This is a genomic window from Solwaraspora sp. WMMA2080 (genome assembly GCF_027497395.1).
Taxonomy (GTDB): domain Bacteria; phylum Actinomycetota; class Actinomycetes; order Mycobacteriales; family Micromonosporaceae; genus Micromonospora_E.
Window position 1 is genome coordinate 5,764,392 of sequence record NZ_CP114910.1, and the last position, 16,855, is coordinate 5,781,246.

The window sequence follows — 16,855 nt, forward strand, 5'->3', positions numbered from 1 at the left end:
GAACAATTCCCGTCGTTCCGCCGCCGGACTCTTCCAGGAGTGAGCCCGCACATGTCGTTGCTCGCCAGACTCAGCCTCGCCAACCGAGGGCTCGTGGCGCTCGTCGCGGTCGTGATCACGATCTTCGGCGCCGTCACCATCCCGACGCTCAAACAGCAGCTTCTGCCTTCGTTGGAGTTCCCGGCCGCGTTCATCAGCGCGGTCTACCCCGGCGCGGCACCGGAGATCGTCGAATCGCAGGTGACCGAGCCCATCGAGAACGCCCTCTCGGGCGTCGCCGACCTCGAGAGCGTCACCTCCACCTCCAGCGAGAGCTTCGCCACCGTGCAGGTCGAGTTCGCCTTCGGCACCGACCTGACCAGCGCCGTCAACGAGCTGGAGACCTCGATCAACCGGATCCAGCTGCCCGACGGTGTGGAACCGGCCGTCTTCGCCGGCAGCACCGACGACCTGCCGGCTGTGGTGCTGGCCGCCACCGGCGCCGGCGGACCGGGGCTCGCCGGACGTCTGGACGAGGTCGTGCTGCCCGAGCTGGAAGCCATCGAGGGGGTACGCGCCGTCGACGTCACCGGCGCCGGTGAGCAGGTCGTCTCGATCACCCCCGACTACGCCGCGCTGGCCGACGCCGGTCTCGACCCGAGCGCTATCGGCAACGCCCTGCGGGTCAACGGCGTCACCATCCCGGCCGGCTCCCTCACCGACGGCGACGAGAGCCTGACCGTCCAGGTCGGCACCAGGATCGATTCACTGAGCGATCTCGCCGGGATCTATCTCACCGCGTCCGGCCGGCCGCCGGTGCGGCTCGACGACGTCGCCGAGATCAGCGAGCAGACCGCCCCCGCCACCTCGATCACCAGGACCAACGGCGCGGACAGCCTCGGGATCGCGGTGACCGCCGGCCCCGACGGCGACGCGGTTGGCATCTCGCACGAGATCCGGGACCGACTCGACGAGCTGGGCGCGGCCGCTGACACCGAGTTGATCGTAGTGTTCGACCAGGCACCGTTCGTGGAACGCTCGATCGAGGCCCTCACCACCGAAGGCCTGCTCGGCCTGGTGATGGCGGTCCTGGTCATCCTGGTCTTCCTGCTGTCGATCCGGTCCACCGTGGTCACCGCGGTCTCCATCCCGCTGTCGGTGCTGATCGCGTTGATCGCCCTGTGGGTCGGCGACTACTCGCTCAACCTGCTCACCCTCGGCGCGTTGACCATCTCGGTCGGCCGGGTGGTGGACGACTCGATCGTGGTGCTGGAGAACATCAAACGGCATCTGGAGTACGGCGAGGACCGGCGTACCGCGATCCTGACCGGGGTCCGGGAGGTGGCCGGCGCGGTCACCTCGTCGACCCTGGCGACCGTCGCCGTCTTCGCCCCGATCGCGATCGTCGGCGGTTTCGTCGGCCAGCTGTTCGCGCCGTTCGCCATCACGGTGACCGTCGCGTTGCTCGCCTCGCTGCTGGTCTCGCTCACCATCATCCCGGTGCTCGCCTACTGGTTCCTCAAGCCGGCCGCCGCCGGCACCGACGTGGAGCAGGTCCGGCAGGAGGCCGAAGCCAAGGAGCTGCGCAACCCGTTGCAGCGCGGCTACCTGCCGGTGATCCGGTTCGCCACCACCCGGCGGTGGGCCACCGTCGGCATCGGGCTGGCGGTGCTGCTCGGCACGTTCGCGCTGAGCACCCGGCTGGAGACCAACTTCATCGACGACGCCGGCCAGGACACCCTGAGCATGCGGCAGGAGTTGCCGGCGGGCACCAGCCTGGCCGCCGTCGACCGGGCCGCCATCTCGGTGGAGCGGGTCCTCGCGCGGACCGACGGGATCGAGTCCTACCAGGTGTCGATCGGCGCGAGCAGCAACCCGTTCGCCGGTGGCGGCGGCAACACCACGGCGAGCTATTCGATCAGCCTGACCGAGGACACCGACAACATCGCCGTGCAGCAGCAGCTGCGGGACGAGTTCGCCGGCCGCGACGGCCTGGGCGAGATCACGGTCGGGGCGGCCGACGGCGGGCCCGGTGGCGGGAGCAGCAACCAGCTGCAGGTCATCGTGCAGGCCAACGACCCGGACGATTTGGCCACCGCCGCGGAGCGGGTCCGGACCGCGATGTCGCAGACCCCGGACGTTGCCGACGTCACCAGCACCCTGTCCGAGGACGTGACCCGGCTGCAGGTGCAGATCGACCGCGCGGCGGCAGCTCAGGCCGGGCTGAACGAGGCCGCGCTCGGGCAACTCGTCGCCCAAGCCTTCCGCGGCAGCCCGCTGGGACAGGTCACCATCGACGGCGACCGGCTGGACGTGGTGCTCAGCCCGAGCGCCCGGGTGACCTCGGCCGAGGAGTTGGCGGCGTTGCCGGTCGGGCCGGCGACCCTCGCCGCCTTCGCCGACATCACCGAAGTCGACGGGCCGGTGCAGATCAGTCGGGTGGACGGTGAGCGCAGCGCCACCGTCACCGGCACCGCGACCGGCTCGAACGTCGGGCAGACCAGCGCCGAGCTGTCGCAGCGGCTGGAGGACCTGAGTCTGCCGGCCGGTGCGACGTACACCATCGGCGGCGTCAGCGCCGACCAGGCGGAGGCGTTCGCCGACCTCGGGTTGGCCCTGCTCGCCGCGATCGCCATCGTCTTCGTGATCATGGTGGCGACGTTCCGCAGCCTGGTCCAGCCGCTGATCCTGCTGGTGTCGGTGCCGTTCGCGGCGACCGGCGCGATCGGTCTGCTGGTCGTCACCGGTACGCCGATGGGTGTGCCGGCGCTGATCGGCGCGTTGATGCTGGTCGGCATCGTGGTGACCAACGCGATCGTGTTGATGGACCTGATCAACCAGTACCGCGAGCAGGGGATGAGCGTGTCCCAGGCGGTGGTCGAGGGCGGCCGGCGTCGGCTGCGGCCGATCCTGATGACCGCGATCGCCACCATCTGCGCGTTGACGCCGATGGCGCTCGGCCTGACCGGGGTGGCCGGCTTCATCGGCCAGCCGTTGGCGATCGTGGTGATCGGCGGCCTGTTCAGCTCGACGCTGCTCACCCTGGTCCTGGTGCCGACGCTCTACACCATGGTCGAGGGCACCAAGGATCGGCTGCGGCAGCGCCGGGCCACCCGCCGGTCGGCCGGCCCGACCGACGACGCGAGTGACGTCGCTGCGGCACCGGACCGGCCGTCAGGAGCCGTTACCGGCACCGATGCCGTACCAGGCACCGGCGACGCAGCGGACGGCCGCAACGGCTCCGACACCGCCGGCCCCGCCAGTCGTACGTCGCCGGTCGCCGCGCCGCCGGCCCGCCCCTCGGCGGCGCTGGTCGACGGCACCGACCAGTTCGAGGTGCTGAAACTGCCGAAGAGCCGCACCTCGCCGCTGCCGCCGACGGATCCGCCGGCGGAGAAGTGACCGTGCGGGGGTCCCCAGGGCACCGGCCCCGGGGACCCCCGCGACGACCCGTCGCACAGATCACACTTCGTCCACTGTCCGGTATCCGGTCGGTAAGGTGTCGGTACGTGGCCTCACCGTTAGCGGTCCTTACCGGGAACCGGGATTTCCGCCGGCTGCTCCTCGCCGAGCTGGTCGTCTTCGGGGCGGACTGGTTCGTCATGGTGCCGCTGGTGGTGCTGCTGCCGGAGCTCACCGGCAGCGGCGTCTGGGGCGCTCTGGTGCTCGCCGTGGACACCGGCATCCACGCCCTGATGTTGCCGTTCACCGGTACGCTCGCAGACCGCTTCGACCGCCGTCGGATCCTGATCGCCGCGAACCTGGCCGCCGTCGTCGCGGTGCTGTTGCTGCTGGCCGTCCGCACTTCGGGTACCGCCTGGCTGGCGTTGTTCGCCATCGCGTCGCTCGCGGTGGCCAAGTCCTGCTACTCGCCGGCCGCGCAGGCCGCGCTGCCGAACGTGGTCTCGGCGGCGGAGCTGCCCGCCGCCAACGTGTTCGCCGGATCCGCGTGGGGCACGATGGCGATAGTGGGCGCGTCGCTCGGCGGGCTGCTCAGCGCGGCCCTCGGCCCGTACGCGTGCTTCTGGATCGCCGCCGCGGCGCTGCTGCTCGCGGCGGTGGTCACCATGTCGATCCGCCGACCGATGCAGACCCCACGCGATGCCACGCTGCCGGCGCCCCGGACACTGACCGCGATCCGGGAGGCGCTGGCCTACATCGGTGGCCGGCCGCAGGTGCTCGCCCTGGTGACCGCGAAGAGCGCGATCGGCCTCGGCAACGGCGTACTCACGTTGTTTCCGCTGTTGGCCGGGGTGTACGGGGTCGGCGCGATCGGCACCGGCCTGCTGTTCGCCGTGCGGGGTGCCGGCGCGGTCATCGGGCCGTTGCTGACCCGCCCGGTGCTGAACCGGCGGTCCTGGCTGCTCACCGGGTTGGCCGCGTCGATGTCGGTGTACGGGCTGTCCTACGCCAGCATCTCGCTGGTCACCTGGTTCCCGCTGGTGCTCGCCCTGGTCTTCCTGGCGCACCTGGGCGGCGGCAGCAACTGGGTGCTGTCGAACTACGCCCTGCAGGCGGTGGTGCCGGACCGGCTGCGTGGCCGGGTCTTCGCCACCGATCTGATGCTCGCCACCCTGTCGATCTCGGTGAGTCAGTTGATCGTGGCCAGTGTGATCGACACCCTGGACACCCGGGTCATCCTGGCGACGTGCGGTCTGGTGACCGTCACCTATGCGGTCGGCTGGCGGCTGGCGACCCGGCGGCTGGGCTCGGTCGTTGCGGCCAGCCGCTAGCATCGTGATATCACTTTGATAGCGATCTGGTTGGCAAGGGAGCAGAGCATGGAACGAGCCGTGTTCCGGATGTCCGGATTCGTGGCGATCAGTGGCTTGGCGGTGTCTGGCCTGATCGGCCTGGCGGTGGTGGCGCCCGGCATCAACTCGGTGGCCGACGTGGACGTCTGGATGGCCGTCGCTGTCGCGGTCTACGCCGGGGTCGTCGCGCTGGCCGCCACCGGGTTCACCGTGGTCAACCCCAACGAGGCGCAGGTCGTGCAGTTCTTCGGTCGCTACCTCGGCTCGATCCGCGTCGCCGGCCTGCACTGGACCTGGCCGTTCACCGTCCGGCGCAAGGTCACCCTGCGGGTGCGCAACTTCGAGACCGACCGGCTCAAGGTCGCCGACGCCGACGGCAACCCCGTCGAGATCGCCGCCGTCGTGGTGTGGCGGGTGGTCGACTCGGCCAGCGCCGTCTTCGCCGTCGACGACCACGTCGAGTACGTGGCCGTCCAGGCCGAGGCCGCCGTCCGGCACCTGGCCACCAGCTACCCGTACGAGGCACACGACGGTGAGCGGGCCAGCCTGCGGGACAGTACGGTGGTCGCCGACGAGCTGACCGCCGAGTTGCGGGAGCGGGTCGAACTGGCCGGCGTGGAGGTGCTGGAGTCCCGGGTCACTCACCTTGCGTACGCCCCTGAGATCGCCCACGCGATGCTCGCCCGGCAGCAGGCCGCCGCCGTCGTCGCGGCCCGGTTCCGGATCGTCGAGGGCGCCGTCGGCATGGTCTCCAACGCGTTGGAGCGGTTGGCCGACGAGCACGTGGTCGACCTCGACGAGGAACGCAAGGCCCAGATGGTCGCCAACCTGCTGGTGGTGCTCTGCGGTGACCGGGCGGTGCAGCCGGTGGTGAACACCGGGTCTCTCTACAGCTGAGGCGGTCCACGGCTGATGGCCGAACGCAAGAAGCTGCTGTTGCGGCTCGATCCGGCGGTGCACGAGGCGATTGCCAAGTGGGCCGCCGACGACCTGCGCAGCGTCAACGCCCAGATCGAGTACGCGCTGCGGTTCGCGCTGCGCGCCGCCGGCCGGACACCCGGACCGGATCGGGCACCTGAATCCGATCGGGCACCTGGATCGGGTGCGTCGGTCGACGGCCCGGACCGGCCACCGGCGCCCTGACACCGGGCGACCGGCCAGGACCTAGCATGGGGCGATGGGTATCAGCTTCGTTCCCGGGCCGGTGACCGTGCGGGTCCCGGCCACCAGCGCCAACCTCGGCCCCGGGTTCGACGCGCTCGGGTTGGCGCTCGGTCACCACGACGAGGTGACCGCCCGGGTGGTGCCCGCCGGCTGCCGGGTCGAGATCTCCGGTGAAGGCACCGGGGAGCTGCCGGTCGACGACGGCCATCTTGTCGTGCGCGCCATGCACGCCACCTTCGACGAGCTCGGCGGCCGGCCGGCCGGACTGGCGTTGAGCTGCGTGAACCGCATCCCCCAGGCACGCGGCCTGGGTTCGTCGTCGGCGGCGATCGTGGCCGGCGTGCAACTGGCCCGAGGGCTCGCCGTCGGCGGGACGCAGCTGCTGGACACCGCCGCCGCGCTACGGATCGCCGCCCGGCTGGAGGGTCACCCGGACAACGTGGCGCCCTGCCTGCTCGGCGGTTTCACCATTGCCTGGACCGAGGCCTCCGGGGCGCGCGCGGTGTCGGTGCCGGCGCATCCGGCGGTGTCGCTGACCGTCTACGTACCCGGTAACCGGGGTCTGACCGAGGCGGCGCGGGCGGCGCTGCCCGCCCAGGTGCCGCACGCGGACGCCGCGTTCACCGCCGGCCGGGCCGCCCTGCTGAGCCACGCGATCACCGCTGACCCGACGCTGTTGCTGGCCGCGACCGAGGACCGGTTGCACCAGGACTACCGGGGTCCATCGATGCCGGCCAGTGCGGAACTGGTCTGCCGACTGCGGGCGACCGGTGTGGCTGCGGTGATCAGTGGGGCGGGTCCGAGCGTCCTGGCGTTGACCGAAGTCCCGGCGGACTTCTGTCCGGGAATGGACTGGCAGACACACTTGTTTCCGGTAGACGTTGCCGGAGCGCGGATCGAAGGCGCTATAGTAGGACACGCCGAGCGGGACCCTGTTGCCGCAGGTCGGAAGAGTTGACTACGCTCTAGGCCAAGCACAGCCGCGAAGCACGCGATCTCCTGCGGGGCGGCGCACCCCCGAAGCTATCGGCGGTAAGCCCGTCTCACCCCTGCCTAGGCCACCGCCAAACCGCAGTCTCCACGGATCGCTGCAGATGTCGAGAGCTGCCCACCGAGGCTGGTGAAGCGGGTCCGGCAAAGCTGCGCGAAGACTCCCGCGACGTGTCATGCGAGGCGGGTGCACCGAGGCCACCCGGCCACCTAGCGTCTTGACCCGGGTTGCCCGGCCTATCGAGGGAAGGAATCCATTGAGCGACACCACCGACGTGACGTCGGATGTCTCCAACGTCGCTGACGACACCACCGCTGCTCCTGCCCGCCGTCGGCGGTCCGGCACCGGGCTGTCCGCGATGCTGCTGCCGGAGTTGCAGAGCCTCGCCGCGTCGCTCGGCATCTCCGGCACCGCCCGGATGCGCAAGAGTGAGCTGATCACCGCGATCACCGAGCGCCAGGCCGGCGGGGGTGCCCCACGGCCGCGCGCCGAGGTCGCGGCGGCGACCGCACCCCCTCGGGAGGAGGTCCGCGCCGAGGTTCGTCCTGAGGCCGAGCGGCGCGACAGCGGGTCTGAACGGCACGACGGCGGGTCTGAACGGCGCGACGGCGGGTCCGAGCGGCGCGACGGCGGTGACGGCGAGCAGCTCGCCATCGTCGACGAGCCGGCCCGCGAGCGCAGCACCCGCCGGGGCCGTCGGTCGGCAACCGAGTCGCGTACCGACGAGACCGCGACCGCGCCGACCGAGTCTGGCGAGCGGGCCGACCGGGGCGGTGACGGCCGGGACAACCGTGACGGCCGGGATAACCGTGACCGTGGCGAGCGGGACAACCGTGACCGTGGCGAGCGGGCCGAGCGGGGCGGTGACGGCCGTGGTGGTCGCGACCGTAACGACCGGGGTGACCGTAACGACCGGGGTGACCGCAGCGAGCGGAACCAGCGGGACAACAACGACGACGACGACAACGAAGGCGGCGGTCGGCGCAGCCGACGCAGCCGGTTCCGCGACCGTCGGCGGCGGGGGGACCGCAGTGACGGCGACGGTGGCGGCGGCCGGGAGCCGCAGGTGACCGAGGACGACGTTCTCGTCCCGGTCGCCGGCATCCTCGACGTGCTGGACAACTACGCGTTCGTGCGTACCACCGGCTACCTCTCCGGGCCCAACGACGTCTACGTCTCCATGTCGCAGGTCAAGAAGCACGGTCTGCGGCGCGGTGACGCGGTCACCGGCGCGGTGCGCGCCACCCGCGAGGGTGAGCAGCGTCGTGACAAGTACAACCCGCTGGTCCGGCTGGACACCATCAACGGCATGGAGCCGGAGGAGGCCCGGCGGCGTCCCGAGTTCTACAAACTCACCCCGCTGTACCCGCAGGATCGGCTGCGGTTGGAGACCGAGCCGCACATCCTCACCACCCGGGTCATCGACCTGGTGATGCCGATCGGTAAGGGCCAGCGGGCGCTGATCGTCTCCCCGCCCAAGGCGGGCAAGACGATGGTGCTGCAGGCGATCGCCAACGCCATCACGCACAACAACCCCGAGTGCCACCTGATGGTGGTGCTGGTCGACGAACGCCCGGAAGAGGTCACCGACATGCAACGGTCGGTGAAGGGTGAGGTCGTCGCGGCCACGTTCGACCGGCCGCCGCAGGACCACACCACGGTCGCCGAGCTGGCCATCGAACGGGCCAAGCGGCTGGTCGAGCTGGGCCACGACGTCGTCGTGCTGCTCGACTCGGTGACCCGGCTGGGGCGCTCGTACAACCTGGCCGCGCCGGCCAGCGGGCGGATCATGTCCGGTGGTATCGACTCGACGGCGCTGTACCCGCCGAAGCGGTTCCTCGGCGCGGCCCGAAACATCGAGAACGGCGGTTCGTTGACCATCCTCGCCACCGCACTGGTGGAGACCGGATCCATGATGGACACGGTGATCTTCGAGGAGTTCAAGGGGACCGGCAACGCCGAGCTCAAGCTGGACCGCAAGATCGCCGACAAGCGGGTGTTCCCGTCGATCGACATCCACCCGTCCGGCACCCGCAAGGAGGAGATCCTGCTCGCGCCGGAGGAGCTGGCGATCACCCACAAGCTGCGCAAGGTGCTCCACTCGCTGGACTCCCAGGCGGCGCTGGACCTGCTGCTGGACCGGCTCAAGCAGAGCCGGACCAACATCGAGTTCCTGATGCAGATCGCGAAGTCGACGCCGGGGGAGTGACCCCGGCACCGGCCGCCCCGCGCGGTCGGGAATCCGGCAGGTCCGTCGGGCGTTGCGTCCGGCGGTGTTCGTGACGGTCGTGGTGGGCGGTTCGCTCCGCCCACCGCGACCCGCTGCCACGGCCCGTGGCAGACTGACAGCAGGCCAGGTTCCGGTTCACGCCAGAGTCGGCCCGCGCAACGGCGCGGTCGACGTCGACGGCGACCCGGCGACCGACGAAGAGAGGACCATCAGTGAAGAAGGACATCCACCCGGAGTACGTGACCACCGAGGTCACCTGCTCCTGCGGCGCATCTTTCACCACCCGCAGCACCGCACCCAGCGGCAAGATCCACGCTGAGACCTGCAGCGCCTGCCACCCGTTCTACACCGGCAAGCAGCGCGTCCTCGACACCGCCGGCCGGGTCGCCAAGTTCCAGCAGAAGTACGCCAAGGCGAAGGCCAACAAGGCCAAGTAGCTGTGCACGCGGCGCCCGCTTCCGACCGAGGTCGGGGGCGGGCGCCGCGGTGTCTGGACGGTCCTGGTCTTCTCAACCCGGATGAAGGAGTACTTGGATGAGCAGCGAGCGCCTGACCGGGCTCCTCGACGAGTACGCCGAGCTGGAGAAGCAGCTGTCTGATCCGGCGATCCACGCGGACCAGACCACCGCCCGCCGGGTCGGTCGCCGGTTCGCCGAGCTGGCCCCGCTGCACAAGGCCGCTGGCGAGCTCGCCCAGGCCCGGGCCGATCTGGCCGCCGCCCGGGAGCTGGCCGGCGAGGACCCGGCGTTCACCGTCGAGGCGGAGGCAATCGCCGCCAGCCTGCCCGACCTGGAGGCCCGCCTCGCCGAACTGCTGATCCCCCGGGACCCGCACGACGCCAAGGACGTCATCGTCGAGATCAAGGCGGGCGAGGGCGGCGAGGAGTCGGCGCTGTTCGCCGGCGACCTGCTACGGATGTACCTGCGGTACGCCGAACGGCGCGGCTGGCAGGTCGAGGTGCTCGACTCGCAGGATTCCGACCTCGGCGGGGTCAAGGACGTCTCGCTCGCGATCAAGTCGCGGGGGGTGCCCGAGGGCGGTAACGGCGTCTGGTCCCGGCTCAAGTGGGAGGGCGGCGTGCACCGGGTGCAGCGGGTGCCGGTTACCGAGTCGCAGGGCCGGATCCACACCAGCGCCGCCGGGGTGCTGGTGCTGCCGGAAGCCGAGGACGTCGAGGTCAACGTCGACCCGAACGAACTACGCGTCGACGTGTTCCGCTCCTCCGGCCCCGGCGGCCAGTCGGTCAACACCACCGACTCGGCGGTGCGGATCACCCACCTGCCGACCGGCATCGTCGTCTCCTGCCAGAACGAGAAGAGCCAGCTGCAGAACCGGGAGCAGGCGATGCGGATCCTGCGCGCCAGGTTGCTCGCCGCCGCCCAGGAACAGGCCGACGCGGCGGCGTCCGACGCCCGCCGTTCCCAGGTGCGTACGGTCGACCGGTCCGAGCGGGTGCGCACCTACAACTACCCGCAGAACCGGATCACCGACCATCGGATCGGCTACACGGCGTACAACATGGACCTGGTGGTCGGCGGGGAGCTCGACGGCGTCCTCGACGCGCTCGCCGAGGCGGACCGGGCAGCTCGGCTCGCCGGTGACACCGAACTGACCCGCCGCTGACCGGCCCCACCGGCCCCACCGGCACCGGCTGTGCCGCTGACCGCGGCCACACCGGCACCGGCTGTGCCGCTGACCGCGGCCACACCGGCACCGGCCGGGCGGTCAGCGCACCGGATGGGGCCGCTGCCGGGCCTCGCGCATCTGTCGGGCGGCCACCTCGAAGGCCCGGCTGAGCGCTTCGCGCAACCCCGGACCGGAACCGCTGATCTCGGCGTAGCCGACGCTGACCCCGACCGGAGTGCCAGGCACCAGCGACTCCCACTCCTCACCGGCCACCGCGGCGGTGATTCGGCGGGCCACGTCGGCCGCCTCGGCCGGGCCGGCGCCCGGCAGCACCACCACGAACTCGTCGCCGCCGTACCTGGCCACGAAGTCACCCCGGCGCATCACCCGGTTGATCACCCCGGCGACCCGCTGCAGCACCAGATCGCCGGAGTGGTGGCCATGCACGGTGTTGACCAACTTGAAACCATCCAGGTCACAGACCATCACCACGGCCCGGTCGCCCCGGCCTGCCATGTCGGTGACGTAGAGATCGAGGTGGCGGCGGCTGGCCAGCCCGGTCAACGGGTCGGTCAACGCCTCCTGGGTGTACTGCGCGGCGGAGCGACGCATCTCCTCCTGGTCCAGCCGGGCGGCGATGCCGTCGACGTACATGTCGCGCAGCCGGTCGTTGCGCCGGGTGGCCAGCCGGAACGCGTACCGGTCGGCGTCGTGCGCGGCGGCGTGGTCGCCAGCCCGGGTGTGCGCGACGCTGCGCAGCCGGGCCGTCTCGGCGGCACCGAGCGTCTCGGCGGAGACCACCGCCGTGGACAGGCGGGTCAACGCCTCCGCCGGCCGGTCCGCCGCGATGGTCAGGCAGACCACCCCGAGCTGGCGCAGGTCGCGGGCGCGGGCACTGTCGCCGCCGTCGATCATCAGGCGGGTGGCCTCCGGGGCGCCGGGGGGCAGCCGGGCCGGCTCACCGAGCGCGGCGAGCCGGGCCAGCGCGTACCCGTACGCCACCCGGCTGCTCGGGCGTAGCAGCCCGGTCCGGTCGGCGTGCACGAACTTCGCCAGGTCGCTGCCGATGTCGCGGAGCACCCGCAGGCAGCCGTCGGTGTCTCCATGATGGTCCAACGCGACGGCGTTGCGCAGCCGGATGCCGGGCGCGGCGAAGGTCTCCTCTGGAATGCCGGTGGCGTTGCCGAGCTGCCGGGCGTGCTCGATGGCACTCAGCGCGTACCCGTGGAAACTGAGGTAGGAGTAGGCCATCGCCAGGTCGTGCCAGCCCCAGGCGGTTTCCCGGTCGACGTCGGTGGCCGCGCCGAGCGCCCGCGCGCTGTGCACCAGATGGGTGACGCACCGGTCGAACGCGCCCTGCTGGTGGGCGGCGAGCGCGGCCAGCGCGTGCAGGTGGCCGTGCAGGTACGGCTCGCTGACGTCCCGGGCCGCCTCGAACGCCCGGTCGACGGCCACCGTGTACTCGGCGGACCGGCCGAGGTTGAGCAGCGCGGAGAGCCGCTGCACCAGCGCGTCGGCCCGTACGTACCGGTTGCTGGTGCTCCGGATCACCTGCTCGAAGGCGACACAGGCTTCGGCCGAGCGGCTGCTTTCCATCAGCGCCCGGGCCTGCATCAGCGCCTCGGCCTGGTCGGTGAGCCGGTCGAGCCAACCCACGCACAACCTCCCTGGAGCCCGCTGGAATCTGGCGGAGCACACACCCGACCCGATCCGCGACCTGTTCCACGGACGCCCGGGTGGACGCACCATGATTATGTCGTGAACCACTTGCCAGAGAACACCTCCGGATTGCCGGATCGGACGCCGGTCCGAGCCGCCGTGGCTGCCGCGGCCGCCCGGCTGGCCGCCGCCGGTGTCGCCGCCGCCCGGGTCGACGCGGAGCTGATTGCCGCCTCGGTGCTGGACATTCCGCGTGGCCGGCTGGCACTGAGTGGCGACTTCGACGAGACCGACATCGGCAGGTTCCACAGTCTGGTGACCCGCCGGGCGGCTGGGGAACCGGTGCAGCACCTCACCGGATCGGCACCGTTTCGTTATCTCGAGCTCGCGGTGGGGCCGGGGGTCTTCGTGCCCCGGCCGGAGACCGAGCTGCTCGCCGGGGCGGGCGTCGACGCGCTGCGTGACCAGCCCGGCGAGGCGGTCGTCGTCGACCTGTGCAGCGGCAGTGGCGCGGTGGCGCTGGCAGTCGCGCACGAGGTTCCGACGGCCCGGGTGGTCGCGGTCGAACGCTCGACGGACAGCCTGCGCTGGCTGCGCCGCAACGCCCGGCGACAGGCCGCCGCCGGGGACCGGCCGATCGAGGTGCGGGCCGGCGATGTCCGGGATCCGGACCTGCTCGGCGAGTTCGCCGGCCGGGTGGACGTGCTGCTGTGCAATCCGCCGTACGTACCGGACGGCACCCCGGTGCCGCCGGAGGTCGCCGGGCACGACCCGGCCGAAGCGGTCTTCGGCGGGCCGGACGGCCTGGCGGTCATCCGACCGGTGGTGCACCGCGCCGTGACCCTGCTGCGCCCCGGCGGGCTGTTCGGCGTGGAGCACGACGACGGCCATGCCGCCGCCGTCGTCGCGTTGGTCGCCGCCGCCGGCCGGTTCGACGCTGTCACCAGCCACCGCGATCTGGCCGGCCGGCCGCGTTTCGTGACCACCCGCCGGACGGGCTGACGGCAGCTGGCGGTGATCGGTGCGGATCAGCGGGCGGGCACGTGGCAGACTGGCACACCGTGATGCTCTATGACTGCCGGTCCGCCGCCGACCGTGACAAAGGCATCGCCGCGGCGATCGAGGCGGTCAAGAACGGCGAGCTGGTCGTGCTGCCGACCGACACCGTGTACGGCGTCGGCGCCGACGCCTTCACCTCGTACGCCGTCACCGCGCTGCTCAACGCCAAGGGTCGGGACCGGCAGATGCCGCCGCCGGTGCTGGTCGGTTCCCGGCACACCCTCGATGGTCTGGTGCTGATCCTGCCGCCGACCGCCCGCGACCTGGCCGACGCCTTCTGGCCGGGGGCGCTCACCATGATCGTCGAGCACGCGCCCAGCCTGAACTGGGATCTGGGGGATACCAACGGCACCGTCGCGGTCCGGATGCCGCTGCATCCGGTGGCGTTGGAGGTGCTGCGGGAGACCGGTCCGATGGCGGTCTCGTCGGCGAACAAGACCGGCCGGCCGCCGGCGGTGACCGCCGCCGAGGCCCGGGACCAGCTCGGCTACTCGGTGCGCGCGTACCTGGAGGCCGGCCCGTGCCCCGACCCCGTGCCAAGCACCATCGTCGACCTGACCGGCGACGTGCCCCGGGTGGTCCGCGACGGCGCGGTCCCGATCGAGAAGCTGCGTGACGTGGTCCCGGACATCATCGGTACGGAGTCCTAGTGCCGCCGTTCACCGTTCTTCATGTCTGCATGGGCAACATCTGCCGTTCGCCGATGGCCGAGCGGCTGTTGGTGCTGGCGCTCGAGCAGCGGCTGGACCGGCTCGGTCCGGCCGCCGCGCCGCCGGTCGAGGAGCTGTTGCACAGCCACAGCGCCGGCACCGGCGGTTGGCACGCCGGCGAGGAGATGAATCCGCCGGCGGCCCGCCAGGTGCTCGCCCGGGGCGGGCAGGTCGACGGCTTCGCCGCCCGCAAGCTGCGGTCCGACCAGATCGACGCCGCCGATCTGGTCCTCACCGCCACCGCCGACCAGCTCGAGTACGTGCTCGCGTTGCGCCCGGACGCCGCCGAGCGCACCTTCGTGCTCGGCGAGTTCGGCCGGTTGCTGCCGGCGGTGGACGCGGCGGGGCTGCCCGGTGCCCGGTCGGGTCCGGACGCGGCGGTCACCCCGGAGGCGGTGCACGCCCGGGGCGCGGCACTGGTCGCCGCGGTCGCGGTGGTCCGGGCCGGTGCCGGTCCCCAGCCGGGGGACGATCTGGACGATCCGTGGGGGCGCGGCGACCACACCTTTGCCCGGGTAGCCGACGAGATCGAGGAGACGGTGGGAGCGCTCGGCGTGGCGCTGCTGCCCTGAGATCGGCGGGGCGGGCAGAGGATGCAGGCGGAGGTCGTCCGATGATGCGTAGTCGGCTTCGGCACCTGCCGGTGCCGTCGATGGTGTCGGCGGTGCTGCTGGTGGTGCTCGCCGGGGTCGGCGGCTGGCTGGACGGAGTCCCGGGGGCGGTCGGCGCCGCCGTCGGTGTCGCGCTGGTGGCGGCCAGCTATGTGGCCTCCAGCCTGGCGCTGGCCTGGGCGGACTCGGTGCATCCGCAGATGGTGCTCAGTGTGGGCCTGCTCACCTACAGCTTGAAGTTCGCGCTGCTCGGGGTGGCGGTGTTCGCGGTGGCGGCGTCGGACTGGCCGGGACAGCGGATGCTCGCGGTGGCGATCATCGTGGCCACAGTGGGATGGATCACGGCGCAGGTGTGGTGGACCTTCCGGGCCCGGATCCCGTACGTGGAGATCGATCCGCGCTGATCATCCGGTGACCCCGGGTGCCCATCGACGGCGGGGTCAGCGGCGAAAATCACCGTTCTTCGCGAAGATTTGTCGGATTTGCCCTACCCTGAGGCCGAGATCGCCGGTGGTGCGGGGGAGTGGATACCGACCGGGGCGGAAGAGGAGTAGCGTGTGCACCCATCTGATGTGCGACCGGGTCGCCCACACAACGAGGGTTGTGCGGGGGGTGACGCACAGCCTTCATCGTTGCCCTGATATGTTTCCGGCGTCATGGCCGGTGAACCACCTTTCGAACCCGCAGGTCCCTCGGGGGCCGACACCGGGTTTGCCGCGATCGGCTACCTGCTCGGCGGGATGGCCGTGTGGGGCGGCGCGGGGTGGCTCGTCGACCGTTGGCTGGACCTGCCCAACGTCGGGCTGCTGATCGGGCTGATCGGCGGGACGGCGGCCGGGGTCTACCTGACCGTTAAGAAGCTGGGCGCGTGAACCAGGCCCGACCAACGGAGGATGCGCGTTGATTGAGCAGCCGACCGTTCTCGCCGCGGAGTTCCCTCCCGGCGTGGATGCCTTCGACTTCCGCAGTCTGATCCCCGGGTTGGACGGCACCGCCTGGGCGGCCGCCTTCACCAAGATCACGCTGCTGCTCTGGATCGCCGCCGCGCTGGTGATGATCTTCTTCCTGGTCACCTACCGCAGCCCGAAGCTGGTGCCGACCAAGGGTCAGTGGCTGGCCGAGTCGGTGTACGGCATGGTGCGCGACAACATCGCCCGGGATGTCATCGGCCGGGACGGGGTGCGGTTCGCGCCCTACCTCACGGTGTTGTTCTGCTTCATCCTGCTCAACAACCTCTGGGGCATCGTTCCGTTCGCCCAGATCTCCCCGATGTCGCACATCGCCTTCCCGATGGTGCTCGCGGTGGTTAGCTGGCTGCTCTACATCGGCCACGGCATCGCCAAGTGGGGCTTCCTCGGCTACGTCAAGCACGTCTGCTGGGTGTCTGGCGCGCCGCTGTGGGTCCAGCCGATCCTGGTGCCGATCGAGTTCGTCTCGAACCTGATCCTGCGGCCCGTCACGCTGTCGGTCCGACTCTTCGCCAACATGTTCGCCGGCCACATGATCCTGCTGGTCTTCACCCTCGGCGGCGTGGCGCTGTTCCAGGCCGACAGCCTGTTCATCAAGCCCATCGCGGTGCTGAGCTGGGGCATGGCGATCGTGATGACCTTCTTCGAGTTCGGCATCATGGTTCTCCAGGCGTACGTGTTCACCCTGCTCAGCGCGACCTATCTGCAGCACTCCCTGGCCGAGTCGCACTGATTCCGCCTCCCTCGACCGATACACGTCCATGGGTCAGCCGCGTGGACGACAACTGAACATTCACCTAAACGTGCGCGTGACGGACACGCGTTCAACGCAGGAGGAAAACAACCATGGAGATCACCGGCAGCCTGAACGCCATCGGCTACGGCATCGCCGCCCTCGGCCCCGGTATCGGCGTTGGTCTGGTGTTCGCCGCCTACATCCAGGCGACCGCCCGCCAGCCGGAGAGCGCCGGCCTGACCCGGGTCTACATGTTCATGGGCTTCGCCGTGATCGAGGCGCTCGCCCTGCTCGGTCTGGTGCTCGCGTTCGCGCTCTAGGCCCACTGGCGGTCTGACTCGGTGACCGGTTGCGCGAGCGCCGGTCCG

16 protein-coding genes are annotated in these 16,855 nt (G+C 71.1%); 15 read left to right on the forward strand and 1 reads right to left on the reverse strand.

Annotated features, from left to right (window positions below):
* Window positions 1-51: 51 nt before the first annotated feature.
* The 8 genes from O7543_RS26470 (at window position 52) to prfA (ending at window position 10,741) form a co-directional block, all read left to right on the forward strand.
* The gene (locus tag O7543_RS26470; protein WP_281555689.1) at window positions 52-3,381 is read left to right on the forward strand and encodes an efflux RND transporter permease subunit; all 3,330 of its coding nucleotides are present in this window, start codon (window positions 52-54) and stop codon (window positions 3,379-3,381) included.
* A gap of 107 nt (window positions 3,382-3,488) precedes the next feature.
* On the forward strand, window positions 3,489-4,712 hold the full coding sequence (locus tag O7543_RS26475) for an MFS transporter (RefSeq protein ID WP_281551379.1): 1,224 nt from the start codon (window positions 3,489-3,491) through the stop codon (window positions 4,710-4,712).
* Between the two features lie 48 nt (window positions 4,713-4,760).
* Window positions 4,761-5,630: an SPFH domain-containing protein gene (locus O7543_RS26480; protein WP_281551378.1), complete on the forward strand. Its 870-nt coding sequence runs from the start codon at window positions 4,761-4,763 to the stop codon at window positions 5,628-5,630.
* A gap of 15 nt (window positions 5,631-5,645) precedes the next feature.
* On the forward strand, window positions 5,646-5,876 hold the full coding sequence (locus O7543_RS26485) for a hypothetical protein (protein ID WP_281551377.1): 231 nt from the start codon (window positions 5,646-5,648) through the stop codon (window positions 5,874-5,876).
* Between the two features lie 34 nt (window positions 5,877-5,910).
* Window positions 5,911-6,855, forward strand: coding sequence for a homoserine kinase (gene thrB, locus O7543_RS26490; RefSeq protein ID WP_281551376.1), 945 nt, complete (start codon window positions 5,911-5,913; stop codon window positions 6,853-6,855).
* Between the two features lie 289 nt (window positions 6,856-7,144).
* Complete coding sequence (gene rho / locus O7543_RS26495) at window positions 7,145-9,097, forward strand: transcription termination factor Rho (RefSeq protein ID WP_281551375.1); 1,953 nt, start codon at window positions 7,145-7,147, stop codon at window positions 9,095-9,097.
* Window positions 9,098-9,330: 233 nt separating this feature from the next.
* Window positions 9,331-9,555 carry a 50S ribosomal protein L31 gene (gene rpmE / locus O7543_RS26500; protein WP_281551374.1) on the forward strand — a complete coding sequence of 75 codons (225 nt, stop codon included), beginning with the start codon at window positions 9,331-9,333 and terminating at the stop codon, window positions 9,553-9,555.
* Between the two features lie 97 nt (window positions 9,556-9,652).
* A complete protein-coding gene (gene prfA, locus O7543_RS26505) occupies window positions 9,653-10,741 on the forward strand; it encodes a peptide chain release factor 1 (RefSeq protein ID WP_281551373.1) in 1,089 nt (362 codons plus the stop codon).
* 102 nt (window positions 10,742-10,843) lie between these two features.
* On the opposite strand, the gene O7543_RS26510 is transcribed toward prfA, so the two are convergent.
* Window positions 10,844-12,400, reverse strand: a complete 1,557-nt coding sequence (locus tag O7543_RS26510; RefSeq protein WP_281551372.1) for a GGDEF domain-containing protein — start codon at window positions 12,398-12,400, stop codon at window positions 10,844-10,846.
* Window positions 12,401-12,502: 102 nt separating this feature from the next.
* On the opposite strand from O7543_RS26510, the gene prmC reads away from it, so the two are divergent.
* The 7 genes from prmC (at window position 12,503) to atpE (ending at window position 16,807) form a co-directional block, all read left to right on the forward strand.
* Window positions 12,503-13,405 (forward strand): peptide chain release factor N(5)-glutamine methyltransferase, encoded by a 903-nt coding sequence (gene prmC / locus O7543_RS26515; RefSeq protein WP_281551371.1) that lies wholly within the window; start codon window positions 12,503-12,505, stop codon window positions 13,403-13,405.
* Between the two features lie 62 nt (window positions 13,406-13,467).
* Window positions 13,468-14,112 (forward strand): L-threonylcarbamoyladenylate synthase, encoded by a 645-nt coding sequence (locus O7543_RS26520; RefSeq protein ID WP_281555688.1) that lies wholly within the window; start codon window positions 13,468-13,470, stop codon window positions 14,110-14,112.
* On the forward strand, window positions 14,112-14,744 hold the full coding sequence (locus O7543_RS26525; RefSeq protein WP_281551370.1) for a phosphotyrosine protein phosphatase: 633 nt from the start codon (window positions 14,112-14,114) through the stop codon (window positions 14,742-14,744). Before O7543_RS26520 ends, O7543_RS26525 begins: the two co-directional genes overlap by 1 nt.
* Before the next feature lie 41 nt (window positions 14,745-14,785).
* Window positions 14,786-15,187 carry a hypothetical protein gene (locus tag O7543_RS26530; protein ID WP_281551369.1) on the forward strand — a complete coding sequence of 134 codons (402 nt, stop codon included), beginning with the start codon at window positions 14,786-14,788 and terminating at the stop codon, window positions 15,185-15,187.
* 252 nt (window positions 15,188-15,439) lie between these two features.
* Complete coding sequence (locus tag O7543_RS26535; RefSeq protein ID WP_281551368.1) at window positions 15,440-15,655, forward strand: hypothetical protein; 216 nt, start codon at window positions 15,440-15,442, stop codon at window positions 15,653-15,655.
* Window positions 15,656-15,683: 28 nt separating this feature from the next.
* The gene (gene atpB, locus O7543_RS26540) at window positions 15,684-16,484 is read left to right on the forward strand and encodes a F0F1 ATP synthase subunit A (RefSeq protein WP_281551367.1); all 801 of its coding nucleotides are present in this window, start codon (window positions 15,684-15,686) and stop codon (window positions 16,482-16,484) included.
* A 113-nt stretch (window positions 16,485-16,597) separates the two neighbouring features.
* Window positions 16,598-16,807 (forward strand): ATP synthase F0 subunit C, encoded by a 210-nt coding sequence (gene atpE, locus O7543_RS26545; protein WP_278113038.1) that lies wholly within the window; start codon window positions 16,598-16,600, stop codon window positions 16,805-16,807.
* Window positions 16,808-16,855 lie beyond the last annotated feature (48 nt).